The organism is Microcella sp. (genome assembly GCF_046293215.1).
Taxonomy (GTDB): domain Bacteria; phylum Actinomycetota; class Actinomycetes; order Actinomycetales; family Microbacteriaceae; genus Microcella.
In genome coordinates this window covers 132,660-159,333 of the sequence record NZ_JBKBPI010000001.1, presented here as the reverse complement: position 1 = coordinate 159,333, position 26,674 = coordinate 132,660, and the positions used below count along the sequence as shown (strand labels likewise).

Below are 26,674 nucleotides of genomic sequence, written 5' to 3'. Positions count from 1 at the left end.
AGCATTGCGACCGGTGCGGACGCATGAGCGCCAAGATCCGCGTCCATTGGCCAGACGGCGCGATCTGCGGCATCTGCTTCACCGAAGCGACACACACCTACGGGATATGCGCCGGCTGCGGCGACGACCGGCTGCTGCCGGGCCGGGACGCGCATGCCAAGCCGATTTGTCGCGACTGCGCCGGCATCACCACCAACATGACGTGCAACAAGTGCGGCGTCGAAGCCGAGCGATTCCGCGCCGGACACTGTGCCCGATGTGTGATCGAGGCCGACCTCACTCAGCTCCTCAAGCCCACCACTCCCCCAGACCTGCGAATCAAACGGCTGATCCAAATCCTCGTCGAATCCGCACGCCCCGAGAGCATCTACACCTGGATGCGCGGGGCGAAGGCCCAGGAACTGCTCAGGAAGATCGGCGACAGAGAACTCGACCTCACCCCAGAGGCCTTCAACGCATTGCCAAGCACTCACTCGGTGGAACATCTCCGCGAAATCCTCATCCACAACCGCCTCATGGTGGCCCCAGCGGATCGACACCTGGCGATCTTCGAACGCTGGGTCGACACCCGCCTGCGCGAGCTAGGTCCCCATCCCGACGTGGCATCCATCATCGAGCAGTACGCACGGTGGCATCACCTGAACCGACTGCGCGGACGCGTCGGCGTAGCGAACATGGACATCGCCTGTCGTAACGCGCGACAGCAGATCACCGAGGCCGGCAAGTTCCTCATCTGGGTCGAAGAGGCCCGCGAACGGACCGTCACAACGTTCCGCCAAGAAGATATCGACGCCTACCTCGACGGTGCAGTCACCACACGTTTCCAGATCAAGCACTTCATCGGCTGGTTCGCCCGCGGCCGCGGTGGCTCACGGAAGCTCTACGTCCCACCCCGCAAGGCGATCACCTTGCCCACGCTCACGCAGGCGCAACGCATCCAAGCGATCCGCAACGCCGTCGAGTTCCAGCAGGTCGCGCTTAGCACCAGAGTCGCCGCGCTCATCCACCTGCTGTGGGCTACCTCGCTCACGCGCATCGTCAGGCTCGCAACGGACCAGCTCGAGCTTCGCCCCGATGGCATGTTCATCCGCCTTGGATCGAACCCGAGCGAGATCCCCGAACCCCTTGCGCCCATGTTCTGGCAACAGCTCGAAGACCGCGACGGACTTACCACGAACACCGGCACCGACTGGCTCTTTCCGGGCTACAGGGCCGGTCGACACCTGTCAGTTCCTACGCTGCAGCAGCGGCTCAACACGCTGGGTATCGACCCCCAGCGCACCCGCAACACAACGCTGAAGCAGCTCACCGCCCTCATCGATGTGGCGTCCCTTTCTGACTTGCTCGGCTACTCGCCGAAGACGCTCGCTCAGCATGCTGAACGTTCCGGATCCCACATGGCGCGCTACGTAGACGCGAAACAGCACGCGCACGGCAATTGACCTCTGGGGGCGCCAGCACAGGTAACCGGCTCGGAAGGAACGTCGTCGATGCCTGCCGATCACCAGGCCGGCCGAGAGCTATGGCAACGACACCGATTGCCCGACAGATTCGCGCGCAACGCGGCGTTCAGGTACCCGGTCAGTCGTCGTCCTCGTCGAGCTCGTCGAGGACCTCGAACGGAGACTCGACGTCGCCACGCCATGCCTCGATACCTTCCCGGATCGCGAGTCCGGCCACGACGAGGGCCGCGACGGAGTCGGCCCACATCCACCCGAACAGCGAGTTCAGCAGCAGACCGATCAGGACGGTGCCGGACAGGTAGATGCACAGCAGGAGCTGCTTCGCATCCGCCTGGACACTCTTCGAGCCGAGTTCACGGCCCGTGCGGAACTCGAACCACGCCAGCACCGGCATTACGACCAGGCTCAGCGTCGCGATCCCTATGCCGAGCGGGCTGTGGTCGACCTCCTGCGCGCCGGTGAGCGTGAGGATCGCGTCGATGATGACGTACGCCGCCAGAGCGAAGAACGCGATCCCGATTGCGCGGACCGTGGCCTTCTCCCAGCGTTCCGGGTCCTTGCGGGTGAACTGCCATGCGACCGCGGCCGCTGAGAGCACTTCCACCACCGAGTCGAGGCCGAAGCCGATCAGCGCGGCCGATGAGGCGACCGAGCCGGCCCAGATCGCCACAATCGCCTCGATCACGTTGTACGTGATCGTAAACGCGACGATGAACCTCACACGCCGATGCAGCGTGGCACGACGTTCCGTGGTCAGCATGGTCATCGCGCCACCTCCTCACGGCAGCCAGGAACCGCGCAGGTGACGTCCATACAGGCGGCCCCTTCGTCGACGGCGAGCGTCACATCCAACAGCGCCGTCAGCGCGCGGGCCAGATGCGCATCGGCGATCTCGTACCGAGTCTGACGCCCTTCGGGTTCGGCGATCACGATGCCGCAGTCACGCAGGCAAGTCAGATGGTTCGACACGTTCGAACGCGTCAAATCCAACTCGCGCGCGAGGACCGCGGGATAGCTCGGCCCATCGAGCAGGGTCATCAAGATCCGCGACCGCGTTGCATCCGCCATCGCCCGGCCCAGCCGGTTCATCACATCAAGTCGAGTCGCAATAGTCAGCACCCACTGACTATACAGCGCAGGCTGACTATTGCAAGATAGGTGCGATTCATTGCGCGCCTGCAGGCCACCACGACCTTCGGGTTGGCCGTGATGGAACTAGGCCAGTGTGATTAAACATGGCGTCCGATTCGCCGGACGGCGAAACGGCGAGCACGTCCCAGGTCAGAGAGTTCTGGAAGAACGATTAAGCGACTTCACCATCAAAGGGTGATTCGGATCCGGCAGCGATCGCACGTCACTGCCCGCGACGCTCCGCTCAGTTCGCGAGCCCAAGCAACGGCCGCACCTCGACGCGGCGGTTGCAGGCGCGTGACGTGGCGACGGCCACGTGGTGCGCCGCGGCGACGCTCGGCGCCTCGATGATCCAGAACCCCGCAACGAAATCGTCCGCGTCTGTGACAGGACCGTCCGTGGTCACGGCCTCCGCCCCACGAGCATCAATCGTCACGCTCTGATCGGGCGCAGCGATCCCGCCGGCGAGCACCCAGTGGCCTCGCGACTTCAATTCGTTGTTGAAGGCGTCGATGGCCGCCCCTTCGTCGGAGGTTGCCGAACCGCTGACGGAATCGATGACGCCCACAAAGAAGTGCATGGCTCCGAGACTAGGTCTGCGCGCGCTTCCGATGGGCTCGATTTCATCAGTTGCACTATGTGTGCACTATAGTGCACTCATGGAATCCTCGTCCAGCGCCCCCGACGCGCTCGCCGTCGCGATCGGTGCCCGTGTGCGCGAGGCGCGCCAGCGTCGCTCCCTCACGCTCGATCAGCTCGCCGAGTCGGCAGAGCTCTCGCGGCGGATGCTCGTCAACGTCGAGCAGGGAACCGCCAACCCCAGCGTCGCCACCCTATTGCGCCTGGCGCAGGCCCTCGGTCTCGGACTCCCCGAACTGGTCGAGCCGCCGCGCGCCGGCGACGTGGTGGTCTCGCCGGCGGGTACAGCCCCGGTGCTGTGGCGCGGAGACGCCGGCGGCACGGCGTCACTGCTTGCCAGCGCGAAGACCCCCGACGTGCTCGAGCTCTGGACCTGGACCATGCATCCCGGTGAGTCCCGCGACAGCGACCCCCACCCCGCGGGCACGCGCGAGCTCGTGCACGTTCTTGGCGGCACGCTCGAGTTGGTTGTTGACGGCGAGTCCCAGACGCTCGGTGCGGGCGACGCGGCGAGCTTCCCGGGCGACCGGCCCCACGGTTACCGGACCGCTCACCATGAACCGGTCACGTTCATCCTCACCGTCTTTGAGCCAGCCCCGTGAGCGTGCTCGAGCGGGGCGCGGCCCGCGCGACCGCCGCCACTCCCCCGTGGACCCTCGCCGTCGCGGCAATGCTCATGATTCAGCTCGGCTCTGCCCTGTCGGCCGGGCTGCTCATACCCGAGCTGGGCGCCGGCGGTACCGCGTGGCTCCGCCTGACACTTGGCGCGATCATCCTCATCGCGATCGCCCGGCCGCCTCTGCGATCGATCCGCCGCAGTGACGTGCTGCCGCTCCTCGGGCTGGGGGTCGCGACGGGCCTCATGACCGTCTTCTTCCTGGCGGCGCTGGCGCGAATTCCCCTCGGCGTCGCCGTCGCCATCGAGTTCCTGGGCCCGCTCACCGTCGCGGCCATCCGGCGCCCCAGCGCTCGCGCGCTCGCCTGGCCGGCACTGGCCCTGATCGGCGTCATTCTCATGACCGAACCGTGGCGCGACAGCGTTGACCCGCTTGGCGTGCTGTTCGCCGCCCTGGCCGGAACGGGGTGGGGCATCTACATCGTGTTGACCCAAAAGGTGGGCGACCGATTCACCGGTATCCGCGCACTGTCCATCACCATCCCGATCGCCGCCTTGACCGCTGCCGTGATCGGCGTGCCGCAGGCCGTGGGTTCGCTGCGCTGGGAGCACGTCATGATCGGCGTGGGTGTGGCTCTGCTCGTTCCGGTCATCCCCTTCGCGCTGGAAATGGCCGCGCTCCGTCGGCTGACGACCACCGCCTTCGGCACGCTCATGGCCGTCGAACCGGCGATCGGTCTGGTGATCGGTTTGATTGTGCTCACGCAGGTACCGAGCCTGCTCCAGCTACTCGGTATCGGACTCGTTGTGCTCGCGGGCGCGCTCGCTCAACGCGGGGGTCGCCGGAGGCCCGCCAGCGGCGAGCTGGTCACCCCCGGCTGAGCGGCGTCTCGGCAAAGAAGCGCCGCTCCAGCTGCATCGAGGTGCGGTAGGCGACAGCCATGCGCCGACGCTCGGCCCGATCGACCCGATCTGCAGCGACACTCGCGATGCGCTCGGCGCGAGCGGAGGCCTGCACGAACGCAGCGCCGCCGTACAGCTCAAGCCATGCCGCGTACGCGTGGTCCGAACGCGCGATCGAGAGCCACCGCACGCCCAGGTCGGCGTACAGGGCGTAGCACGGCAGCACCGCGGCCACCGCGCGCGCGTAGGAGCCGGACGACACAGCGCTGCGCAGGTGAGCGAGATACTCGGTCGTCACGGCGACGGGATGCTCCCGGTGTTCACCGATGACCTCCGCGTGGAGGCGATCGACCTCGGCGCGCGACGCCTCGGCACCGGCCCGCCAGAAGTCGCGGTCAGCCGCGTCGGGCGCAAGGTCGGCGAGCTCCGCGAGCACCGCGGAGTACCCGTCGAGATAGTGAGCGTCTTGGGCGATGTACCGACGAAAGTGATCAGGATCGAGCGTTCCGGCACCGAGGTCAGCGACGAACGGAACGCTCAGCACGTCCTCCACAACCGCCGCGCACTCGATCCAGGCGGCTCGCGCCCACTCGCCCGACGCGCTCATCCGGTGGAGGTGATTGATCGGGCCATTGCCCTCACCCACGTCGAGGGAATCCGACGTGAGCAGCGCGCCCTCCATCCAGTGCTTTGCCTCGACGAGCGCGTCGTCCCAACTGAGCCCGGTTGCTCGCAGCGTCGCCATCGCGGACGACAACGAGCATCCCGTGCCGTGGGTGTTGAGCGTCGGCACGCGATTGCCGAAAACCTCGTGCACGGACGACGCCGTCACGAGCGCGTCGGGCGCCCCCGCTTCGGCCAGGTGCCCGCCCTTGACGAGCACCGTCGTCTGCAGGCGCGTCGCGAGACGGCGGCCCTGGTCGATGGCCTCCGGCCAGGAGCCGGCGACGGGCTCCCCCACCATGACCGCCAACTCACTGAGATTCGGTGTCACGAGGTGCGCACCCCGGGCGAGTTCTCGCACCGCGTGCTCGGCGTCGTCGTTCAGAAGGCGGTGCCCACTCGTGGCGACCATGACGGGGTCGAGAACGACCACGGGAGGCGCGACCCGCGTAAGCCATGCGTCCACTGTCTCGATCAATTCGACCGAGTGCAGCATCCCGATCTTCACGGCGTCGATGGTGATGTCGGCATCGATCGCGGCCAGCTGCGCGGCAAGAAAGCTCGCCGGCGGAGCGTGCACCCCGTCGACCCCGCGGGTGTTCTGCGCGGTGAGCGTCGTGATGGCGGCCATGCCGTAGCCCTGGAAGGCGGCGATCGACTTCAGATCTGCCTGGATACCCGCGCCCCCGCTCGGGTCGGAACCCGCGATCGTGAGGACACGCGGGGGCCGCTCGGCCATCGTCACGACGCCGCTCCCGCGACGAATGACCGCGCGGCAGCCTGCGGGTCATCGGCCGCGCAAATGGCGGACACCACCGCAACGCCCGCCGCGCCGGCGGCGCGAAGCGGGCCGACATCGGCAGGCGTCACTCCCCCGATTGCCACGCAGGGCAGTGCGGTGCGACGGGCCAAGCGCGCGAAGCCATTCACGCCCAGCGGCGCGGGATGATCCGGTTTGGTCGCGGTGGGCCGAATAACACCCACGCCGAGGTAGTCGGCCGCGCCGTGCTCCGCAGCCGCGTCCAGGTGGTCCAGCGTGTTGGCGGTGAGCCCGATCAGCGAGCCGTCGCCGAGCATCCGGCGAGCCGTCTCGACCGGGAGGTCGCTTTGCCCGAGGTGGACGCCGTCGACCGTGGCACCCCGATCACGCGCTGCGAGCACGACGTCCGCGCGGTCGTCGATCACGAACGCCGCGCGATCGTCGATCACGCCGGAGAGCATGACGGCGCGGTGTGTCAGCTCGCGGGCGGACGCACCCTTTGCTCGCAGCTGAACGACCGTCACACCGCCGCGGATGGCCGCATCGACCACCTGCGCGAGCGCGTGCCCGGTCAGCGACTCGTCCGTCACGAGGTGCAGCGACAGGTTGTAGCGGTGGTTCACTGCTGAGCGCCCTCGCGAACGTCGTCGGTGACCCGGCCGGCCGCGACGAGCGCGCTCGGGTCGACCGAGGCCAGCGCGTCGATGAAGGCCGTCGCGAACGAACCGGGGCCGGAACTGACGCTGGCCGCAATCTCGGATGCGGCGGCGTGCAGTGCCGAGGCCGCGATGGCGGCCGAGAACGGATCGGTGACGCCGAGAAACGCCGCCATGGTCGCCCCGAGAGAGCAGCCTCCGCCCGTGACTCGGGTGAGCAGAGCACTGCCTCCCGTCACGCGAACGTCGCGCAGTCCGTCCGTGATGAGGTCGCGCTCGCCCGAGACAGCGACGACAGCACCGGTCGTGCGAGCGAGTGTCCGCGCGGCGTCGCGGGCCGCCTCGGGGCCGTCCACCGAGTCGACTCCCCTGCCTCCCGCGCCGTCGCCGGCGAGAGCGCGGATCTCCGACGCGTTGCCTCGGATGATGGCCGGTCCCGCGTCGAGCAGTTCGCGGGCGAGCGCGGTGCGCACGGGCAGTACCCCGACCGCGACAGGATCAAGAACCCAGGGGGCACCTCCGGCCGCGGCCTCGCGCGCTGCCTCACGCTGTTCGGCGGTCGGCGTCCCCAGGTTGATCAGCACGCCGTTAGCCACCGACGCGAAAACACCGGCCTCCCCCGGCAGGTCACACATGGCGGGGGCCGCGCCGACGGCGAGCAGCGCGTTCGCGGTGAAGTTCGTGACGACCGCGTTGGTGATGCACTGAACCAGCGGGTGTGCATCGCGCAGTGCGACGAGAGCATCGTCAGCGCTGAGGATGGGCAGGGTGGACAGGCGAGCGCTCATAGAGAGACATCCCTTCGCTAGTACGACCTAGATCAGGTTCGACGGGTGTGATCTCAGCCCGCCGTGCGGGCACCCCGTGTCAACGGCGCCGACAGTAGCACGGGAGAGACCCGTTGGCAGACCGCGTAGCATTCCGAGGTGCGCTGCCCCTGCCTGAGCGGACTGTCCTACGACGAGTGCTGCGGTCGCCTGCACCGCGGCGACGCGCGCGCGATCACCGCCGAGCAGCTCATGCGCTCGCGCTTCAGCGCTTTTGCGGTCGGCAGGGCCGACTACCTGCTGGCAACGTGGCACCCGTCGACGCGACCGTCAGAGCTCACACTCGACGACGACGTCCGCTGGTACCGCCTCGACGTGCACGACACGATCGCGGGCGGCCTCATGGATGCGCGCGGCGAGGTGCGCTTCACGGCCCACTACCGCTCTCCCGACGGTCCCGGCCGTCTCGATAAGCACAGCACGTTCGAGCGCGTCGACGGCGCCTGGATGTACGTGGCGGCGAAGTGAGACCCGCGCCGGCCGTCAGCGCCTAGCGCAGTCCGTCCTCGAGGTCGGACCAGAGGTCATCCACGCCTTCGAGCCCCACCGAGAGACGAACGATGCCCGCTCCGGGCCGAGCATCGGGCGCGACGGGTCGGTGGGTGAGCGACGCCGGGTGCTGAATGAGCGAGTCCACACCGCCGAGCGACACCGCGTGCGTGAACCAGTGCCGTCCCGTGGTGAGCTTCTGAGCGGCGGCGAAACCGCCGAGCAGATCGACGCTCAGCATGGCGCCCGGTCCCCGCAGCTGTCGTCCCAACAGCCCGCGCGGGTCGCCGCCCTCGGCCGTCGGGTAGTACACGCGTCGAACGGCGGGATGGTCGGCGAGGCGCACGGCCAGCTCCGCAGCGCTTGCCTGCTGAGCGCGCACGCGCAGGGGCAGAGTGGGCAGACCGCGGTGCAGCAGGTAGGCGGCGAGCGGGTGCAGGATTCCCCCGGTGATCGCCCGGACGGGCCGGATCGCGGTTGCCCAGTCCGCGTTGACCGCCACGACGCCTCCTACGACGTCGCCGTGGCCGCCGAGGTACTTCGTCGCACTGTGCAGCACGACCGCGGCACCGTGTGCCGCGGGGTTCTGCAGCACGGGGGTGGCAAAGGTGTTGTCGACGAGCACGGGCCGCTCCCCCGCCGCGGCAACGACAGCGGCGATGTCCACGAGGTCGAGAGTGGGGTTGGCCGGTGTCTCCATGACGACGAGGCAGGTATCCGGGCGCAGCGACGATGCCACCTCGTCGGGTGAGCAAAAGGTCGTCTCCACCCCGAGCATCCCCGACGCCAGCAGATGATCGGTGCCTCCGTACAGCGGGCGGACCGCGACAACGTGGCGACCCGCGCCGCGGTTCGCCGCGGCGGTCACCGCCGCGGACAACGCCGCCATTCCCGAAGCGAACGCGACCGCCTCATCGGTTCCCTCCAATTCGGCGATGGCCCGTTCGAAGCGCGCGACGGTCGGGTTCCACAGTCGCGCGTACACGGCGCCGCCCTCGGTGGGGTGCCTGCCGGTTGCCATCGCCTCGTAGGACTCTCCCCCGCTGTCGATGTCGGGGAGTGGGTTTGTCGACGACAGGTCGAGGGGCGGTGCATGCACGCCCAGGTCAGTGAGGTCATCCCGGCCGGCGTGCACCGCCCGGGTGTCAACGGAGGCGGAGGAGACGGCGGAGTCAAGCAGCATGCGCACAGTGTGATGCGTACTGCGGCAAGGCTCAACATCTGTTGCAGAACGCGCGTTCATGTGCGCTGCTGACGAAGATCGTGCACACTGGAGTCATGCCTGACCGCGTCGCCCCGCAGAATCCACGTGTGCCCCTCGACGCTGTCGACCGGGCGCTGCTCAGCGCACTCGACCACAACGCTCGCCTGACGAACGCGGCGCTCGCACAGGTGGCCGGAATCGCGGAGTCCACGTGCACGCAACGCCTGCGCGCACTGCGCGATCGGGGCGTCATCCGCGCCTTCCGCGCCGACATCGATCCGGCGGCGGTCGGCAGGCCCATGCAGGCCGTGATCAAGGTGCGTCTCGGCAGTCACGATCGCGACGGCGTCCTTGCATTCCACGCCCGGCTGCGGCGCATCCCGGGCGTGATCCGCATCTTTCACGTCGCGGGCGCGGACGACTACCTGCTGCACGTTGCCGTGGCCGACGCCGGTGCGCTGCGTGACCTAGTGCTCGAGCACATCACCCAACATCCCGGGGTCGTGCACACCGAGACGCAACTCGTCTTCGACGTTATGGACGGGCCGGGCGTCATCACTGCTGGCGCGCCAGAGCCGTCACCGACTCAGCGCTGAGTCGCGGCTGCCCACTCGTCGAGCTTGGCCTGGGCGGCGCCGGAGTCGATCGACTCGGCCGCCGTCGCAAGGGCCTCGCTAAGGCGCTCGGTGATGGGGCGCGTGATTTGCGCGGGGTCATTCGCCAACTGGTACGAGACGAGACCCGCCGCCGCATTCAGCAGCACGATGTCGCGCACCGCACCCGTGTCTCCGGCAAGCACCCGCCGGGCGATCTGTGCGTTGTGCGCGGGCTCACCACCGAGCACCGCCTCGACCGGGTGGTAGTCCAGTCCGAGCTCGCGGGGATCGATGTCGTGCTCGGTGACGGACCCGCGCGACACCTCCCACATGTGCGAGTGCCCGCTCACGCTCAGCTTGTCGATTCCGTCATCGCCCCGATACACGAGCGCGGTCGCTCCGCGGGTGCGGAAGACGCCCACCATGAGCGGTACCCGGTCGAGCTGGGCGACTCCGACCGCCGAGGCCTCTGGTCGCGCCGGGTTGACGAGCGGGCCGAGGATGTTGAACACCGTCGACACACCGAGTTCGCGGCGCGCCGGCCCGGCGTGACGGAAGCCCGGATGAAAAACCTGAGCGTTGAGATACGTCACGCCCACCTCTCGCCACACGTCGGCGACCTCGTCGGGGTCGAGCGCCAGGTTGATGCCGAGCTCACCGAGCACGTCGGACGCTCCCGATTTCGAGCTGGCCCCGCGATTGCCGTGCTTGGCAACGCGCACGCCCGTCGCGGCCACCACGATCGACGCGATCGATGAGACATTCACGACGGCGCCATACGGGTCTCCCCCGGTGCCGACGATGTCCAACACCATCGGATCGATGGCAACGGGATGCGCGTGGCGCAGCGCGGCATCACGGAATCCGACGATCTCGTCGACCGTTTCGCCCTTCACCCGGAGGGCGACGAGAAACGCGGCGAGCTGGGCGTCGGTTGCCTCCCCCGCCATGACCTGCTCCATCGCCCAGGTGGCCTCTGCTATCGAGAGATTCTCACCCTCGATGAGTCGCGTGAGGATGGCCGGCCAGCTCAGGGTCACAGACATGTGACGATGCTAGTGAAATCCTGCAAAGAGGCGCGGCGAGCGCAATGAACCTCCAGGAACATCGGTCATAATGAACGGGTGACCAGTACCCCACTCGCCGCATCGCTCAACGCCCCCACGATCAACAGACCCAACGTCGTCGCCGTCGGAACGATCGTGTGGCTCGGCAGCGAAGTGATGTTCTTCGCCGGACTGTTCGCCATCTACTTCACGCTGCGATCGACCTCACCCGAGTTATGGGCGATGGGCACCGAGAAGTTCGACGTGACCTTCGCGGCGGTGAACACGACGATCCTCGTACTGTCGTCGGTGGCCTGCCAGTTCGGGGTGTTCGCGGCCGAGCGACTGCAGCCGCGACGCAAGAGCTGGAAGATCACCGAGTGGGGCATGATCGAGTGGTTCTTCGTCACCTACGCGATGGGCGCCATCTTCGTGGTCGGCCAGATCTACGAGTACTCGATCCTCACGAGTGAGTTCGTCTGGCTGAACTCCGATGCGTTCGGGTCGGCGTTCTACCTCACGACCGGATTCCACGGCTTGCACGTCATCGGCGGGCTCATCGCCTTCCTGCTCGTGATCGGCCGCGCCTACGCCGTCAAGAACTTCACCCACCGGGACGCCACCAGCGCCATCGTCGTGTCGTACTACTGGCACTTCGTCGACGTGGTCTGGATCGGCCTGTTCCTCGTCATCTACGTCCTCCAGTAAGTAGCCCGATCAGCTCGTAACGCGACAGCAGACACCGAGAATCGAGACGCACCGCACCATGGCAATCACCTCACCCGCTTCCCCCCGACGCACCGGCCGTCGCCACCCTCTGGCGACCGCCGCGCTGCTGATCGTCGGTCTCCTCGCGACGGGCGGCGCGTACGCGCTGGCTACCAGCACCGCGACGGCCGAGACGACGGCGCACACGGCCGAGATGGTCGAGGAGGGCGGCAAGCTCTTCGCCGCGAACTGCGCGAGCTGCCACGGCACGCTCGCCGAAGGCACGGCCGCTGGCCCCTCGCTGATCGGTGTGGGCGCCCTGGCCGTTGACTTCCAGGTCGGCACGGGTCGCATGCCCATGGCTGCGTCTGGGCCCCAGGCGGAAGTGAAGCCCGTGCAGTTCAGCCAGGAGCAAATCGACGCGATGGGCGCCTGGGTTGCCGAGCTCGCGCCCGGCCCCGCTCTGCCGGCCGAGCGCTACTTCGCCGGCGACGGTGACGTCGCCAACGGTGCCGAGCTGTTCCGCATTAACTGCGCGATGTGCCACAACGTCGCGGGCGCTGGTGGCGCATTGACCGAGGGCAAGTACGCGCCGGGTCTTGCCAACATCGACCCGATTCACGTCTACGGCGCGATGGTGACCGGCCCGCAGAACATGCCCGTGTTCAGCGACATGAACCTCACGCCCGAAGAGAAGAACGACATCATTTCGTACCTCCGCTACATCGACGAGAACCCGTCGGTCGGTGGCTTCGATCTCGGATCGCTCGGCCCGGTTTCGGAGGGTCTCTTCATCTGGATCTTCGGCCTCGGCGGTCTTGTCGCCGTGACCGTCTGGCTCACCGCGAAGTCGAACTGACGGATGCGCGCAATTAGGAAGGATCGATAATGGCCGACATCCACGACGACCGCGACGAGGCAGTAGCCCCGTCGAACGAGGTCGCCACGGTGGACGACCACAGCGCTGCGGCCCCCGCGACCGCTGTCGTGCGCGCTGACCGTATTCCGAACCCCGGCTTCCCGCCGCACCGCCCGCGGGTCACCGACCTTGACCCGAAGAAGGAGAAGCAGGCCGAGCGCACGATCAGCGCGCTGTTCCTGCTGTCGATCGTCGGAAGCGTCTTGGCCGTCGTGGCCTACTTCGCCTTCCCCATCGACGAGGCGAACCCCGGCTCGGTGCGACTGAACAACCTGTTCCTCGGTCTCGGCATCACGCTCGCCCTGCTGGGCGTGGGCATCGGTGCCGTGCACTGGTCGAAGGCGCTCATGCACAGCCACGAAGAGGTTGAGCTGCGTCACCCGACCCGCGGCTCCGACGAGTCCCGCACGAAGGCCGTCGAGATCTTCAGCCAGGCCAACAAAGAGTCGGGCTTCACCCGCCGTAGCCTCGTGCGCAACACCCTGATTGGTGCGGTCGCGGTTACCCCCATTCCGGCGGTCGTGATGTTCCGTGACCTGGCGGGTCAGGACGATCCCGTGGCTCTGCTGAAGCAGACCATGTGGGACGAGGGTGTTCGCCTGTGCCGCGACCCCTCCGGAACGCCGATCCGCGCCGCGGACGTCACCATCGGCTCGGCCTTCCACGTGATCCCCGAGGGCCTTGCCGAGCTCGAGTATCACCGCATCGAAGAGAAGGCGAAGGCGGCCGTGCTGCTCATGCGTCTTCCGGTCGACGAGCTCAACGAAGACCCGGCGAAGGCCGATTGGTCGTACGACGGCATCGTCGCCTACTCAAAGATCTGCACGCACGTGGGCTGCCCCGTCGCGTTGTACGAACAGCAGACGCACCACCTGCTGTGCCCCTGCCACCAGTCCCAGTTCGACGTCGCAAACCACTGCGAGGTCATCTTTGGACCGGCGGCACGTCCTCTTCCCCAGCTCCCGATCACTGTGGACGATGAAGGATTCCTTGTCGCGCGTAGCGACTTCACCGAACCTGTGGGTCCGAGCTTCTGGGAGATTGCGCGATGACCACGACCACTACCCCGCCGAGCGCTGGCACGACCACGCAGGTCGCGCCGAGCACGGGCATGCGGTTCACCGGATGGGCCGCCAACTACATCGATGAACGCACGAGCGCGTCGACCGCGGTCAAGACGCTCGGCCGGAAGATCTTCCCCGATCACTGGTCGTTCATGCTCGGTGAGGTGGCGCTGTACAGCTTTATCGTCATCCTCATCTCGGGCACGTTCCTGACCTTCTTCTTCGACCCGTCGATGACCGAGGTTGAGTACAGCGGCTCCTACGTGCCGCTGCAGGGCATCCCGATGTCGGTGGCGTACCACACGGCTCTCGACATCTCGTTCGAGATCCGCGGTGGCCTCCTGATGCGTCAGGTGCACCACTGGGCCGCTCTGCTGTTCGTCGCCTCGATCGCGCTGCACATGCTCCGGGTGTTCTTCACCGGCGCCTTCCGCAAGCCGCGCGAGCTGAACTGGGTGATCGGCTTCCTGCTGTTCGTCATGGCGATGGCCCTCGGCTTCACCGGCTACTCGCTGCCCGACGACATGCTCTCGGGCAACGGCCTGCGCATCATCGACGGCATGATCAAGGCGGTTCCGCTCGTCGGCGCCTGGATCTCGTACCTGCTGTTCGGCGACGAGTTCCCCGGTACGCAGATCATCCAGCGTCTGTACATCCTGCACATCATGCTGCTGCCGGCGATCACGATCGCCCTGATCGGTGTGCACATGCTGCTGCTCATCGTGAACAAGCACACGCAGTTCGCGGCCCCCGGTCGCACCAACGACAACGTCGTGGGCGCCCCGGTGATGCCGACGTTCGCGGCCAAGGCCGGTGGCTTCTTCTTCATCGTGTTCGGCACCATCGTGCTGATCGCCTCGCTGTTCACGATCAACCCGATCTGGAACTACGGACCATACGACCCCTCCCCCGTGTCCGCCGGTACACAGCCGGACTGGTACATCGGCTTCGCCGATGGGGCGTTGCGTCTGATGCCGCCGAACCTCGACTGGGTGATCGCTGGCTACACGCTGCCCATGGGTGTGTTGATCCCCACGGTCGTCCTCATCGTGTTCCTCGCGGCGATTGCGGCGTACCCGTTCATCGAGGCCTGGATCACCGGCGACAAGCGCGAGCACCACATTGCCGAGCGCCCGCGCAACGCCCCGGTGCGCACCGGAATCGGTGCTGCTGCGGTGGTCTTCTACTGCGGCATGTGGGCGGCGGCGAGCTCCGACCTCATCGCCACGCACTTCCGGGTGACGCTCGAAGGCGTGATCCACACGCTGCAGTTCATTACGGTGGTGGGTCCGTTCATCGCGTTCTGGATCACCAAGCGTGTGTGCCTCGCCCTGCAGCGTAAGGACCGCGAGATGGCACTCCACGGCTTCGAGACGGGCCGTATTGTGCGCCTGCCTGGCGGCGAGTACATCGAGGTGCACGAGCAGCTCGACGACTACGAGCGCTGGAAGCTGGTTGCGCACGACGAGTACCAGCCGCTCATGATCCGCCCCGACGACAACGGGCGCATCACGGTACGGCAGCGTGTCCGGGCCGGACTGTCACGCTGGTTCTTCGAGGACCGCGTGGCGCCTGTGACGCAGCGCGAGATTGAGGCGCAGAAGCACTAGCTCAGCGCTCGGTCGACGGCCCCGGTTCCACGCTCGGAACCGGGGCCGTTGCCGTTACTTGACGAGGAGAACGGTGCCGGCAGCGCGATCGTGCAGGCCCCGATGGTTCACGTCGAAGAACACGGCGGGAAGCACGAGCACGAGCAGAGCTGTGCGGAGGATGGGGCGCCACAGACCGATGCGGCCGCCCGCCATCGGCACCACGTGCATCCCGAGAATGAGGTGGCCGGGGCTCCCTCCGAGAAGCGCGGTCGACACGATGTGCAGTCCGGCGAATATCGCGATGGTCGCCAGCGGGTCGTAGGAGAAGAATGCCGCCGAAATCAGGACGCTGAACCCCCAATCAATCGCGATACCGCCGATGCGGCGGCCGATGCGGGCGACGGAGCGGGATCCGGATTCAGGCAGGCCGATGCGTTGCCCCGGCCAATCGGGCAATTCACTGTCGGGGGTCACCCGCTCAGTGTACGAGCGCACCGATGGCACACGGTGCGCCGCGTGCAGGGCGTTCCCCGCTGGGCGGCGTAGACTCGGCACGTGATCGACTACGTCGACACGGGGCTAAGCGCCAACTCCGTGCCGTATTTGTCGGGTCTCGAGCAGCAGCGTGCCCTGCATGCCGCCGTCGTCGAGGGCCGGGCGCCCGATTCCGTCATGCTGCTTGAGCACGAGAGCGTCTATACCGCGGGCAAACGCACCGAGCCCCATGAGCGTCCGCGCGACGGCACTCCCGTCGTTGAGGTTGATCGCGGCGGCAAGATCACCTGGCACGGTCCGGGTCAGCTCGTCGGATATCCCATCCTTCGCCTTGCGGAGCCGATCGACGTCGTCGGCTACGTGCGCTGTCTCGAGGGGATGCTCATCGCCGTTCTCGAGGATCTCGGCGTGACCGGGGCCGAACGGGTACCCGGGCGCAGCGGCGTGTGGTTGCGCGGCACCGACAAGATCGCCGCCATCGGCATCCGGGTCGCTTCCGGTGTCACCATGCACGGCTTCGCCCTGAACTGCTCGAACAGCTTCGAGGCATACGACAGCATCATCGCCTGCGGCCTCAGCGACGCCGGGGTCACCTCCGTCAGCCGCGAACTCGGCCGCACTGTGACGCCGGCGGAGGCTGCGGCCGCTGTGCGCGCGCGGTTCGATGAGCACGTGTACGCGCGTGTGTCGGCCCGAGCATCCTCCCCCGTTATTCACCCCTCACCCACTGGAGTCCCCGCATGACCGCACCCGTTGACGGCCGCAAAATGTTGCGCCTGGAGGTGCGCAATGCGCAGACTCCAATCGAGAAGAAGCCCGAGTGGATCAAGACGCGGGCCAAGATGGGGCCCGAGTTCAGCGCGCTGCGCTCCCTCGTGGGCGACAAGCAGCTGCACACCGTGTGCCAGGAGGCGGGCTGCCCCAACATCTACGAGTGTTGGGAAGACCGCGAGGCGACGTTCCTGATCGGAGGCAGCCAGTGCACGCGGCGCTGTGACTTCTGTCAGATCGACACCGGCAAGCCCGCCGACTACGACACCGACGAGCCCCGACGCGTCGCCGAGAGCGTGCGCGAGATGAATCTGCGGTACGCCACGGTGACCGGCGTGGCGCGAGACGACCTCCCCGATGAGGGGGCGTGGCTGCACGCCGAGACGGTGCGACAGATTCACGAACTCAACCCCGGCACCGGCGTCGAAATCCTCGCCACCGACTTCAGCGGCAACCCTGATCTGTTGCGGGTTGTCTTCGAGTCGCGCCCGGAAGTTTTTGCGCACAACGTCGAGACCGTACCCCGAATTTTCAAGCGCATCCGACCGGCATTCCGCTACGACCGCTCACTCAACGTCATCACACAGGCGCGCGATTTCGGACTGATTACGAAGTCAAACCTGATCTTGGGGATGGGCGAGACCCGCGAGGAGGTCAGCCAGGCGCTGCGCGACCTGCACGATGCCGGCACCGACATCGTCACGATCACCCAGTACCTGCGGCCGACCCCGCGGCATCACCCGATCGACCGCTGGGTCAAGCCGGAGGAGTTCGTGGAGCTGAAGGCGGAGGCCGAAGAGATCGGGTTCCTCGGTGTGCTCGCCGGGCCGCTCGTGCGGTCGAGCTACCGCGCCGGTCGCCTGTGGGCGCAGTCCATGGTGGCGAAGGGTCGACCCATCCCCGACCACCTGCGCCAGCTGGCCGACAGCGCCGCCGGTTTTGCGCAGGCCGTCAGCTAGTCCGCGTAACATCGCCGAAACATTGGGGACACTGCGGGGAAATGCCACCCGTTTACCGTGAACAGCGGTCGCAGTTGCGCCCGCCAACCCGGATCTAGCTCAGGAGACCATACGCATGTTCCGTGACTCGTCCGAGGTGCTGAAGTTCATCACGGAGACGGACGTCAAGTTCCTTGACATCCGCTTCACCGATCTGCCCGGTGTGCAGCAGCACTTCAACATTCCCGCCTCCACCGTCGACGAAGACTTCTTCACCGTCGGCCAGCTCTTCGACGGTTCGTCCATCCGTGGCTTCCAGTCGATCCACGAGTCGGACCTCCAGCTCATTCCCGACGTCTCGACCGCCTACGTCGACCCGTTCCGCACCGAGCGCACGCTCGTGATGGTCTTCGACATCTACAACCCGCGCAACGGCGAGATCTACACGCGCGATCCGCGCCAGGTTGCCAAGAAGGCCGAGAAGTACCTCGCCTCGACGGGCATCGCCGACACCGCGTTCTTCGCCCCCGAGGCGGAGTTCTACGTCTTCGATGACGTGCGCTACGAGGTCAGCCAGGGCAAGAGCTTCTACCAGGTCGACTCGGACGAGGCGGCGTGGAACACCGGGCGCGAGGAAGCCGGCGGAAACCTCGCCAACAAGACCCCCTTCAAGGGCGGCTACTTCCCCGTCTCCCCCGTCGACAAGCAGGCCGACCTGCGCGACGACATCGTGCTGAAGCTCATGGAGGTTGGCCTCGAGGTCGAGCGCAGCCACCACGAGGTCGGCACCGCGGGCCAGGCGGAGATCAACTACAAGTTCGACACGATGGTCTCGGCCGCCGACGACATCCTTAAGTTCAAGTACATCGTGAAGAACACCGCTCTCGAGTGGGGCAAGGTTGCGACCTTCATGCCGAAGCCGCTGTTCGGTGACAACGGTTCGGGCATGCACACCCACCAGTCGCTGTGGAACGACGGCAAGCCGCTGTTCTACGACGAGGCGGGCTACGGCGGCCTCAGTGACATCGCTCGCTGGTACATCGGCGGTCTTCTGAAGCACGCCCCCGCTGTGCTCGCGTTCACGAACCCGTCGCTGAACTCGTACCACCGCCTGGTGAAGGGCTTCGAGGCACCGGTCAACCTGGTGTACTCGGCCGGTAACCGCTCGGCTGCGATCCGCATCCCGATCACGGGATCGAACCCGAAGGCCAAGCGCATCGAGTTCCGTGCTCCGGACGCCTCGGGCAACCCCTACCTCGCCTTCGCCGCGCAGATGATGGCGGGCCTCGACGGAATCCTGAACAAGATCGAGCCGCACGAGCCCGTCGACAAGGACCTGTACGAGCTGCCCCCGGAGGAGGCCAAGGGCATCCCGCAGGTTCCCGGCTCGCTCGAGGAGGCGCTCGTCGCGCTCGAGAACGACCACGAGTTCCTGCTCGCCGGCGGTGTGTTCACGAAGGACCTCATCGAGACGTGGATCGACTACAAGCGCGAGAAGGAGATCCTCCCCGCCGCGCAGCGTCCGCACCCGTTCGAGTACGAGCTGTACTTCTCGGTGTAAGCGCGTCCCAGACGCCCGGGGGCCTCGTTCCAGCAGTGGAGCGGGGCCTTCGCGGCGTTAACGCCCAGTTCGCCGAGACCGATGAGCCACCACCTGTCGAATCGCAGGGCCCGTACCCCCGCCGCTCACGCGACGCTGAAGTCCTCCGTGATGATCCGATCGACCCCGACCCCGTGCTCGCGCAAGTCTTTCGTGACCGTCTGCATCATTGGCGCGGGCCCGCAGATGAGAAACACCTTGCCGTCGAGACCGCCGACCATCTCGCCGATCGTCGTGGCATCGAGAAAGCCGTCCTCGTCCGAAGAATGGCGAATATAGGACAGTGCCTCGGAGCGACTACGTGTCGTGATCTCGTCGTCGTAGACCGCCTCCTCCGGCTTCACGACGCTGTAAATCAGGTGCGCCGTGCGCTCCCCCTCCCGCACGAAGCGGTCGTCACCGATCATGCTGAGAAACGGCGTCACGCCGATGCCGCCCGCGATCAACACCGGGTCGAGGGTGGGCGTGGAACGGAGACTGTCACCGAACTTTCCGTAGGGGCCCCACACCTTGACCCGCTCGCCGCCTCGGAGTTCGCTCAGAGTGCTCGTCCAGTCACCGACCTCCGCAACGGAGAGTCGGAGGTGTGGCTGGCCCGGCGGAGACGAAATGCTGAACGGATGAAGTTCGGCGCTCACCTCGTCGGTATCGATGGAGATGTAGATGAACTGTCCTGGCCGATGGGTGAGGTGGCGACCCGGCCTCGTCGGTGTCAGATACAGCTCGGTGACATCGCCGCGGTGCGCCACCGTCGCCACCTCATAGTCATGGAGCGGACCCATCCACCGGTAGAGCACGCGGATATATAGGAAGCAAAACGCCGCCACCGCCAGCCACGAGAAGAACCACGCTCTCAGAACCGGGAACGTCATGATCTCGGCGTCGGCAACGATGGTGTGCACAATCACCACCAACAGCAGCAGCCCGAAAAAGTGGTGGGTCTGTTTCCACACGTGGTATCGCAGGGTGATCCACAGCGAGACCGAGACCAACACGATGAAGAGAAGCAGCGCGATGATGCCGGAGTTTCTCACCCAGTCGTCGGAGAACCAGAAGAAGCCGAGGAACTCGCCCCACTGAGGAATGAGCGGAACCGCCAGGAACGTGGGGTGCAAAAGGATGAGGACAAACGCCACGCGCCCGATGTTTCGGTGGGCCTTGTAGACCTTGTCCAGACCGCCGAAGAGACGCTCGACGACGGGAAAGCGCGTGGAGAGGACGAAGGTCCAGCAGATGAGCGTGGTCGCGCCCATGCTGCCAACCTTCGCGACGTACCGAAAGGGGTCGTCGTCCCAGTCGTCGACGTACCACTTCGAGCCGAGCCAGATGAGCAACGTTGTCACCGTTGTGGCGACGACGACGGTATAGCCCCAGAAATACTGCTTCCGCATGACAGCGGGAACGACAGGACCGGGGGCTGATTCCGCGTGAGTCATCAGGTTGCGTAGAAGCCCTTCTCAAACACCTGGCGCGCAAGCCGCGTGGTGCGCAGGTAGTCCTCCTCGAGGCGAGCGGCCGACTTCGGCGGGTACGCCAATAGACGCGCGATCGCGTCCAACTGGATGCGGTCAGCAGGCAGAACATCCGCCGTGCGTCCCGTCCAGAGCATCGCTGCTGAGCGCACGCGCGATGCGAGCAGCCAGGCGGCACGCAGCCGCTCAGCGTCGGATGCAGCGACGAGGCCTGCGCTGGCCGCCGCGTCCAGTGCCGCGAGAGTTGAGGGGGTTTGCAGCCCGGGGTGCGTGTGGGCGTGTTGGAGCTGCAGCAGCTGCACGAACCATTCGACGTCGCTCAGCGACCCGCGTCCCAGCTTCAGGTGCCGCGCCGGATCGGCCGCCTGCGGCAGCCGCTCTGACTCGACGCGGGCCTTGATTCGGCGCACCTCGCGCGCCTCCGACTCGCCGAACGAGACCGGATAACGAACCGCGTCCGCGAGCGCCATGAAGTCGGCACACAGGTCACCATCGCCCGCGGCGGGTCGCGCGCGCAGCAACGCCTGCGCCTCCCAGGTGAGCGACCATCGCTCGTAGTAGGCGCGGTACGACTCGAGCGAGCGCACGATCGGGCCGTTGCGTCCTTCGGGCCGCAGCCCGGCATCCAACTCGAAGGGAAGGCGGATGTCTTCGGTGAGCTGTCCCAGCCGGGTCACGATGCGTTGGGCAACGGTCGCCGCACGATCGCCTGCGCCGGTGTCACGGAAGACGTAGATGACGTCGGCGTCCGAGCCGAATCCGAGCTCGGCCCCGCCGTATCGGCCCATCGCGATGACCGCGAACTCAACGCCGTCATCGGCGGTGTGCGCGAGCGATACGGCGCCCGTCAGGTACGCGGTCGTGATGTCGCTGAGTGCTACCCCGAGCTCTTGTACGTCAATGACGTCGACCATGGCTGCCAGCGCTATTCGCAGCGTCTCGCGGCGTCGCGCCACCCGCAAAGCCGTCGCCGCGGCCTCATCATCTCCGGCGTGCCGCGCGACCGTCGCCCGTACCTCGTCGAGCAGCGTCGACAGGGGTCGGGGGCGCAGCTCGTCGTCGTCTTCGAGCCACGCGGCGCCCTCGGGGATGCGCTCGAAGAGTCCGCCCACGAAGTGCGAGGCCGCGAGCACGGTCGAGAGTCGCTGCGCCGCTCCCGAGGAGTCGCGCAGCATCCGCAGGAACCAGTACGTCTCCCCCAGCGCGTCGCTCAGACGCCGGAACGACAGCAGGCCGTGGTCAGGGTCGGCGCCGTCGGCAAGCCACTGCAGAATGACCGGAAGCAGGGTGCGTTGAATCGCCGCGCGTCGCGAGACGCCGCCGGTGAGCGCCGCGATGTGCTGAAGGGCACGCTGGGGGTCGGCGAAACCGATCGCCGCAAGCCGGGCTTCCGCCTGGTCTGACGTCAGCGCGAGCTGCTCGTCGGGGAGCTTCGCCACCGCCGACAGCAGGGGTCGGTAGAACAGCTTCTCGTGCAGAGAGCGCACGGCCAGCTTCGTGCGCTGCCACTGCGCGAGCAACTCGTCAGCGGTCGCCGCGAGCCCGGTGGCCCGCGCGATGACGCGCTGCCGGTCCGGATCGCGCGGCATCAAATGGGTGCGACTCAGTCGGTCGAGTTGCAGGCGGTGCTCGATGACGCGAAGCAACCGGTAGTCGCCCGAGAACTCGGCCGCCTCCGCCCGACCGATGTAGCCGCACTCCGCCAGGGCCGCGAGGGCACCCAGGCTGTCGCGCTGCCGGACCCGGTCGTCATGGGCGCCGTGCACGAGTTGCAGCAGCTGAACGGTGAACTCGATGTCGCGCAGCCCCCCTGGCCCGAGCTTGACCTGCACGTCGACCTCGTCAGCAGGAATGTGCGCCGTGACGCGTTCGCGCATCCCCTGCACCTGCTCAACGAAACCGTCGCGTTGCGAGCTGTCCCAGACGAGCGGCTGCGTGATCGCGAGGAATCCCGCTCCGACCTCGGGATCACCGGCGATGGGCCGTGCCTTCAGCAGCGCCTGGAACTCCCAGTTCTTCGCCCAGCGCTCGTAGTAGGCGCGGTGCGACTCGAGGCTGCGCACAAGGGCGCCGTCTTTGCCCTCCGGTCGCAGGTTGGCGTCGACCTCCCACAACGGCGGTTCGATTCCCGCCTCCTGGATGCTGCGGGCCGTCATCGAGGCAAGCCGCGTCCCGATCTCGACCGCGCGCCCCGTCTCGATCCCCTCCCCCGCCTCGACGGCGTAGATCACGTCGACATCACTCAGGTAGTTGAGTTCGGCCGCACCGCACTTGCCCATGCCGATGATCGCGAGCCGTGTTGCCGCGACCTGGTCAGCCGGGAAACCACACTCCCGTCGTGCGATCGCCAGTCCGGCTTCCAGGCTTGCCCCGGCCATGTCGGCCAGAGCCCGGCCCACCGCGGGCATGGCGGTAAGCGGGTCGTCGTGGTCGAGATCCCACGCGGCGAGCTGCAGAACGTGACGGCGGTACCGCACGCGTAAGGCGGTGCGCGCATCCTCGCCGGTGAGATCGGAGACGGCCGCGACGAGGTCATCGCGATACGCCGCGGCGTTCTGCGGGTGCGGGAGCGGCTGGCGCAGGGCGTCGAGTTCCGCCGGGCGGCGGAGGAGGAAGTGACCGAGCCCCTCGCTCGCGCCCAGCACGCGGATGATGCGGCGCATCCAGTCGGCATCGTCGAGGGCAGGTGCGAGCGCCTCGGCGTGCCGGTCGAGAAGTGACTGCAGCCCGCGCAACGCCCGATCGGGGTCGGCCGCGAGGGCGAACAGCTCGAGATGCTCGGTGATGCCGCCCGATCCCGGCGTCGCGTCCAGAGCGTCGATGGTCGACCGGGCGGCTCCGAGGTCGTCGAAGCCGAGGCGGGCGAGCAACGTCAGCGTCGACGCCGGACGGGAATTCATGCGGGCGACCTGGCCTCCGGCCGCTAGAGGATCTCGAGGTTGCTGGCCAGCTCGTACGGCGTCACCTGGGCGCGGTATTCACGCCACTCGCGCCGCTTGTTGAGCAGCACGTAGTTGAAGACCTGCTCGCCGAGCGTTTCGGCGACGAGCTCGCTGTCTTCCATCAGGCCGAGTGCGCGATCGAGGCTCGCAGGAAGCCCCTTGTAGCCGAGGGCCCGTCGCTCGGTCTCGCTGAGCGCCCAGACGGTGTCTTCCGCCTCGGGCGGCAGCTCGTAGCCGTTTTCGATGCCCTTCAGGCCGGCCGCGAGCAAGAGCGCGTACGCGAGGTAGGGGTTCGCCGCCGAGTCGAGACCGCGGTACTCGACGCGCGCGCTCTGGCCTTTGCCGGGCTTGTAGAGCGGAACGCGCACGAGCGCCGAGCGGTTGTTGTGGCCCCAGGTCACGTAACTCGGTGCCTCGTCACCGCTCCAGATGCGCTTGTACGAGTTGACGAACTGGTTCGTGACGGCCGTGATCTCGGGCGCGTGGTGCAGGAGCCCCGCGACGAACTGACGGCCGATCTGCGAGAGCTGGTACTGCCCACCGGGATCGAAGAAAGCGTTCGTGTCACCCTCGAAGAGCGACATGTGGGTGTGCATGCCGCTGCCGGGGTGCTTCTCGAGCGGCTTCGGCATGAAGGTGGCGTACACACCCTGCTCGATGGCGACCTCTTTGACGACCGTGCGGAACGTCATGATGTTGTCGGCCGTCGTCAGTGCATCGGCGTAGCGCAGGTCGATCTCGTTCTGCCCGGGGCCAGCCTCGTGGTGGCTGAACTCGACCGAGATGCCGAGGTCTTCGAGCATGCGCACCGCGCGGCGCCGGAAGTCGTGCGCCGAGCCACCCGGCACGTTGTCGAAGTACCCGGCGGAGTCGACCGGCTGCGGCCCCTCGGGGCCGAACTTCGAGCTCTTCAGCAGGTAGAACTCGATCTCCGGGTGCGTGTAGAACGTGAAGCCGGCGTCAGCGGCCTTCGCGAGGGTGCGCTTCAGTACCTGACGCGGGTCGGCGGCGGCGGGCTGGCCGTCGGGCGTGGTGATGTCGCAGAACATCCGGGCCGTCGGGTCGACGTCTCCGCGCCAGGGCAGGATTTGGAAGGTAGTCGGGTCGGGGTGCGCGAGCACGTCGGCCTCGTACGCTCGGGTGAACCCTTCGATCGACGAGCCGTCGATGCCGAGGCCCTCGGCGAATGCGCCCTCGACCTCTGCGGGGGCGATCGCCACCATCTTCAGGGTTCCGACGACGTCGGTGAACCACAGCCGCACGAACTTGACGCCGCGCTCTTCGATGGTGCGCAGAACGAAGTCCCTCTGCTTGTCCATGCTGCCCTTCCGCCGGGCCCGTCACGGGCCGCCACTACTGCCGGGTGTGGGCCCCGTGTGCGCCTCTCGGCAACAGGTCACGGGCCCGCCATTAGGCTACTGCGTATGCCTCGACTGCGCGTCGCCCTCGCCCAGACGAACCCGGTGGTCGGCGACCTGTCGGGCAACGCCCGTCGCATCCTCGACGCCACCGTCGCCGCCCACGCTGCCGGGGCCGACCTGCTGGTCACCGGCGAGATGGCACTGTCGGGCTACCCGATCGAAGACCTCGCGTCACGGCCGTCATTTCTCGCCGCGTCGCGGCGCGCCGTCGAAGAGCTCGCCCGCGAACTGGATGCGCGTGGTCTCGGTTCCCTCGCCGTCATCGTCGGTCACCCCGACGGTCCGTTCGAGCCGCGCGCTCTCGGCAGTTCGAACGCTCCCACCGCGATCGCGCAGAACTGCGCGAGTGTGCTGCAGGGCGGCACCGTCGTCGCCCGGTACGCCAAGCACCACCTGCCGAACTACTCGGTGTTCGACGAGTACCGGGTGTTCATTCCCGGCGACGAGCTGCTCGTGCTGCGCATCGGCGGCGTCGACGCCGCGGTCATCGTCTGCGAAGACCTGTGGCGCGACGGCGGTCCGGTCGGCCGAGTGCTCGAGTCCGACGCCGGCGTGTTGCTCGTGTTGAACGCCTCCCCGTTCGAGCGCGACAAAGACGAGGTGCGCCTGCCGCTCGTGACCCGTCGCGCCACCGAGACCGACACGATCGTCGCCTACGTCAACATCGTGGGCGGGCAAGACGATCTCGTGTTCGACGGTGACAGCGTCGTCGTCGACGGCTCGGGGCGCATCCTCGCCCGTGCACCGCAGTTCGACGAGCACCTGCTCATCGTCGATGTCGACGCCGACGAGGCGGGTGACCATCCCGCACCGGCTGGCGTGCACCGCGTCGAGCTACCCGCGAGTGAGAGCCGAGACCGTTCCCCCCTCCCCACCGATATCGCGACACTCCCCGACGACCGAGAACAACTCTGGAACGCGCTGGTCACGGGCCTTCGCGATTACGTCGACAAGAACGGCTTCCGTTCCGTCACGCTCGGACTCTCGGGGGGAATCGATTCGGCCGTGTGCGCCGCGATCGCCGTCGACGCCCTCGGGCCCGATCGCGTGTACGGCGTGTCGATGCCGAGCAAATACTCAAGTGAGCACTCGAGAAGCGATGCCGACCTGCTGGCCGCCGCCACGGGCATCCACTATTCGGTTGAGCCGATCGCCGACCTCGTCCACCCGGTCGAGAGCCAGTTGGCGCTCGACGGGGTAGCCGCCGAGAACCTGCAGGCGCGCATCCGCGGGGTCATTCTCATGGGGCTGTCGAACATGCACGGCCACCTCGTGTTGACGACCGGCAACAAGACCGAGCTCGCGGTCGGCTACTCGACGATCTACGGAGACTCGGTGGGCGGGTTCGCCCCCATCAAGGACGTGCCGAAGTTGCTGGTGTGGGAGCTCGCTCGGTGGCGAAACGACCACGCTCGCACGCGTGGCGAGACCCCGCCGATTCCGGTGGGCTCGATTGAGAAGCCGCCGAGCGCCGAACTGCGGCCCGACCAGACCGACCAAGACTCGCTGCCGCCGTACGAGCTGCTCGATGCCATTCTCGAGCACTACATCTCGCAACTGCTCGGCAAAGACGACATCGTCGCGCTCGGCTACGACCGCGAGACGGTCGAGTTCGTCACCGGGCTCGTTGACCGTGCCGAGTGGAAACGGCGCCAGGGCGCGATCGGCCCCAAGATCTCGGCGATCGCGTTCGGCCGAGACCGCCGACTGCCGATTACCTACAGACCCACCGACTGATCGGGGCGGCCGCGAGTAGGCT

25 protein-coding genes and 1 riboswitch are annotated in these 26,674 nt (G+C 67.2%); of the genes, 13 read left to right on the top strand and 12 right to left on the bottom strand.

Annotated features, from left to right (window positions below):
* Positions 1-23 precede the first annotated feature (23 nt).
* Positions 24-1,442 carry a hypothetical protein gene (locus ACK4SC_RS00755; RefSeq protein ID WP_409613874.1) on the top strand — a complete coding sequence of 473 codons (1,419 nt, stop codon included), beginning with the start codon at positions 24-26 and terminating at the stop codon, positions 1,440-1,442.
* 139 nt (positions 1,443-1,581) lie between these two features.
* On the opposite strand, the gene ACK4SC_RS00750 is transcribed toward ACK4SC_RS00755, so the two are convergent.
* From ACK4SC_RS00750 to ACK4SC_RS00740, 3 genes are all read right to left on the bottom strand, one after another.
* Positions 1,582-2,229, bottom strand: a complete 648-nt coding sequence (locus ACK4SC_RS00750; protein WP_409613872.1) for a cation diffusion facilitator family transporter — start codon at positions 2,227-2,229, stop codon at positions 1,582-1,584.
* Positions 2,226-2,582 carry an ArsR/SmtB family transcription factor gene (locus tag ACK4SC_RS00745; RefSeq protein ID WP_409613869.1) on the bottom strand — a complete coding sequence of 119 codons (357 nt, stop codon included), beginning with the start codon at positions 2,580-2,582 and terminating at the stop codon, positions 2,226-2,228. The genes ACK4SC_RS00750 and ACK4SC_RS00745 overlap by 4 nt, the downstream gene beginning before the upstream one ends.
* Before the next feature lie 256 nt (positions 2,583-2,838).
* Positions 2,839-3,174, bottom strand: coding sequence for a YciI family protein (locus ACK4SC_RS00740; RefSeq protein WP_409613867.1), 336 nt, complete (start codon positions 3,172-3,174; stop codon positions 2,839-2,841).
* A gap of 79 nt (positions 3,175-3,253) precedes the next feature.
* Here ACK4SC_RS00740 and ACK4SC_RS00735 point away from each other — a divergent pair, with 79 nt between their 5' ends.
* Positions 3,254-3,835 carry a helix-turn-helix domain-containing protein gene (locus ACK4SC_RS00735; RefSeq protein ID WP_409613865.1) on the top strand — a complete coding sequence of 194 codons (582 nt, stop codon included), beginning with the start codon at positions 3,254-3,256 and terminating at the stop codon, positions 3,833-3,835.
* Between the two features lie 68 nt (positions 3,836-3,903).
* Positions 3,904-4,731 carry an EamA family transporter gene (locus ACK4SC_RS00730; protein ID WP_409614313.1) on the top strand — a complete coding sequence of 276 codons (828 nt, stop codon included), beginning with the start codon at positions 3,904-3,906 and terminating at the stop codon, positions 4,729-4,731.
* Here the strand turns inward: ACK4SC_RS00730 and thiD are convergent.
* The 3 genes from thiD to thiM all read right to left on the bottom strand — a co-directional run bounded on the left by thiD (position 4,718) and on the right by thiM (position 7,619).
* Positions 4,718-6,154, bottom strand: a complete 1,437-nt coding sequence (gene thiD / locus ACK4SC_RS00725) for a bifunctional hydroxymethylpyrimidine kinase/phosphomethylpyrimidine kinase (RefSeq protein WP_409614311.1) — start codon at positions 6,152-6,154, stop codon at positions 4,718-4,720. The genes ACK4SC_RS00730 and thiD overlap by 14 nt on opposite strands.
* Before the next feature lie 2 nt (positions 6,155-6,156).
* Positions 6,157-6,798 (bottom strand): thiamine phosphate synthase, encoded by a 642-nt coding sequence (thiE, locus tag ACK4SC_RS00720; protein ID WP_409613863.1) that lies wholly within the window; start codon positions 6,796-6,798, stop codon positions 6,157-6,159.
* A complete protein-coding gene (gene thiM, locus ACK4SC_RS00715) occupies positions 6,795-7,619 on the bottom strand; it encodes a hydroxyethylthiazole kinase (RefSeq protein ID WP_409613860.1) in 825 nt (274 codons plus the stop codon). Before thiM ends, thiE begins: the two co-directional genes overlap by 4 nt.
* Positions 7,612-7,706, bottom strand: a riboswitch (TPP riboswitch). Its footprint overlaps the gene before it by 8 nt.
* A gap of 51 nt (positions 7,707-7,757) precedes the next feature.
* On the opposite strand from thiM, the gene ACK4SC_RS00710 reads away from it, so the two are divergent.
* Positions 7,758-8,126, top strand: a complete 369-nt coding sequence (locus ACK4SC_RS00710; protein WP_409613857.1) for a YchJ family protein — start codon at positions 7,758-7,760, stop codon at positions 8,124-8,126.
* Positions 8,127-8,148: 22 nt separating this feature from the next.
* Here the strand turns inward: ACK4SC_RS00710 and ACK4SC_RS00705 are convergent, their stop codons facing one another.
* Positions 8,149-9,330: a trans-sulfuration enzyme family protein gene (locus ACK4SC_RS00705; RefSeq protein WP_409613855.1), complete on the bottom strand. Its 1,182-nt coding sequence runs from the start codon at positions 9,328-9,330 to the stop codon at positions 8,149-8,151.
* 95 nt (positions 9,331-9,425) lie between these two features.
* Here ACK4SC_RS00705 and ACK4SC_RS00700 point away from each other — a divergent pair, with 95 nt between their 5' ends.
* Positions 9,426-9,947, top strand: a complete 522-nt coding sequence (locus ACK4SC_RS00700) for an Lrp/AsnC family transcriptional regulator (protein WP_409613852.1) — start codon at positions 9,426-9,428, stop codon at positions 9,945-9,947.
* On the opposite strand, the gene trpD is transcribed toward ACK4SC_RS00700, so the two are convergent.
* Positions 9,938-10,993: an anthranilate phosphoribosyltransferase gene (trpD, locus tag ACK4SC_RS00695; RefSeq protein ID WP_409613850.1), complete on the bottom strand. Its 1,056-nt coding sequence runs from the start codon at positions 10,991-10,993 to the stop codon at positions 9,938-9,940. The genes ACK4SC_RS00700 and trpD overlap by 10 nt on opposite strands.
* A 78-nt stretch (positions 10,994-11,071) precedes the next feature.
* Between trpD and ACK4SC_RS00690 the strand changes: the two genes are divergently transcribed.
* Genes ACK4SC_RS00690 through ACK4SC_RS00675 form a run of 4 tightly spaced genes read left to right on the top strand, consistent with a single transcriptional unit; the run spans position 11,072 to position 15,294 of the window.
* Positions 11,072-11,701, top strand: coding sequence for a heme-copper oxidase subunit III (locus ACK4SC_RS00690; protein WP_409613847.1), 630 nt, complete (start codon positions 11,072-11,074; stop codon positions 11,699-11,701).
* A 58-nt stretch (positions 11,702-11,759) separates the two neighbouring features.
* Entirely contained in the window at positions 11,760-12,560 is an 801-nt protein-coding gene (locus ACK4SC_RS00685; protein WP_409613844.1) for a c-type cytochrome, read from the top strand.
* 29 nt (positions 12,561-12,589) lie between these two features.
* The gene (locus ACK4SC_RS00680) at positions 12,590-13,672 is read left to right on the top strand and encodes a Rieske 2Fe-2S domain-containing protein (RefSeq protein WP_409613841.1); all 1,083 of its coding nucleotides are present in this window, start codon (positions 12,590-12,592) and stop codon (positions 13,670-13,672) included.
* The gene (locus ACK4SC_RS00675) at positions 13,669-15,294 is read left to right on the top strand and encodes a cytochrome b (RefSeq protein ID WP_409613838.1); all 1,626 of its coding nucleotides are present in this window, start codon (positions 13,669-13,671) and stop codon (positions 15,292-15,294) included. The genes ACK4SC_RS00680 and ACK4SC_RS00675 overlap by 4 nt, the downstream gene beginning before the upstream one ends.
* A gap of 54 nt (positions 15,295-15,348) precedes the next feature.
* On the opposite strand, the gene ACK4SC_RS00670 is transcribed toward ACK4SC_RS00675, so the two are convergent.
* A complete protein-coding gene (locus tag ACK4SC_RS00670) occupies positions 15,349-15,750 on the bottom strand; it encodes an RDD family protein (RefSeq protein ID WP_409613836.1) in 402 nt (133 codons plus the stop codon).
* Positions 15,751-15,831: 81 nt separating this feature from the next.
* Between ACK4SC_RS00670 and lipB the strand changes: the two genes are divergently transcribed.
* The 3 genes from lipB to glnA all read left to right on the top strand — a co-directional run bounded on the left by lipB (position 15,832) and on the right by glnA (position 19,041).
* Entirely contained in the window at positions 15,832-16,515 is a 684-nt protein-coding gene (gene lipB / locus ACK4SC_RS00665) for a lipoyl(octanoyl) transferase LipB (protein WP_409613833.1), read from the top strand.
* Entirely contained in the window at positions 16,512-17,501 is a 990-nt protein-coding gene (gene lipA / locus ACK4SC_RS00660) for a lipoyl synthase (protein ID WP_409613830.1), read from the top strand. Before lipB ends, lipA begins: the two co-directional genes overlap by 4 nt.
* Before the next feature lie 115 nt (positions 17,502-17,616).
* On the top strand, positions 17,617-19,041 hold the full coding sequence (glnA, locus tag ACK4SC_RS00655; RefSeq protein ID WP_409613827.1) for a type I glutamate--ammonia ligase: 1,425 nt from the start codon (positions 17,617-17,619) through the stop codon (positions 19,039-19,041).
* A 125-nt stretch (positions 19,042-19,166) separates the two neighbouring features.
* On the opposite strand, the gene ACK4SC_RS00650 is transcribed toward glnA, so the two are convergent.
* From ACK4SC_RS00650 to ACK4SC_RS00640, 3 genes are read right to left on the bottom strand one after another with little or no spacing between them, the layout of a single operon-like run.
* Complete coding sequence (locus tag ACK4SC_RS00650) at positions 19,167-20,471, bottom strand: ferric reductase-like transmembrane domain-containing protein (RefSeq protein ID WP_409613825.1); 1,305 nt, start codon at positions 20,469-20,471, stop codon at positions 19,167-19,169.
* Positions 20,472-20,515: 44 nt separating this feature from the next.
* Positions 20,516-23,452 carry a bifunctional [glutamine synthetase] adenylyltransferase/[glutamine synthetase]-adenylyl-L-tyrosine phosphorylase gene (locus ACK4SC_RS00645; RefSeq protein ID WP_409613822.1) on the bottom strand — a complete coding sequence of 979 codons (2,937 nt, stop codon included), beginning with the start codon at positions 23,450-23,452 and terminating at the stop codon, positions 20,516-20,518.
* A gap of 23 nt (positions 23,453-23,475) precedes the next feature.
* On the bottom strand, positions 23,476-24,813 hold the full coding sequence (locus ACK4SC_RS00640) for a glutamine synthetase family protein (RefSeq protein ID WP_409613819.1): 1,338 nt from the start codon (positions 24,811-24,813) through the stop codon (positions 23,476-23,478).
* 105 nt (positions 24,814-24,918) lie between these two features.
* Between ACK4SC_RS00640 and ACK4SC_RS00635 the strand changes: the two genes are divergently transcribed.
* On the top strand, positions 24,919-26,652 hold the full coding sequence (locus tag ACK4SC_RS00635) for an NAD+ synthase (RefSeq protein ID WP_409613816.1): 1,734 nt from the start codon (positions 24,919-24,921) through the stop codon (positions 26,650-26,652).
* Positions 26,653-26,674: the final 22 nt, after the last annotated feature.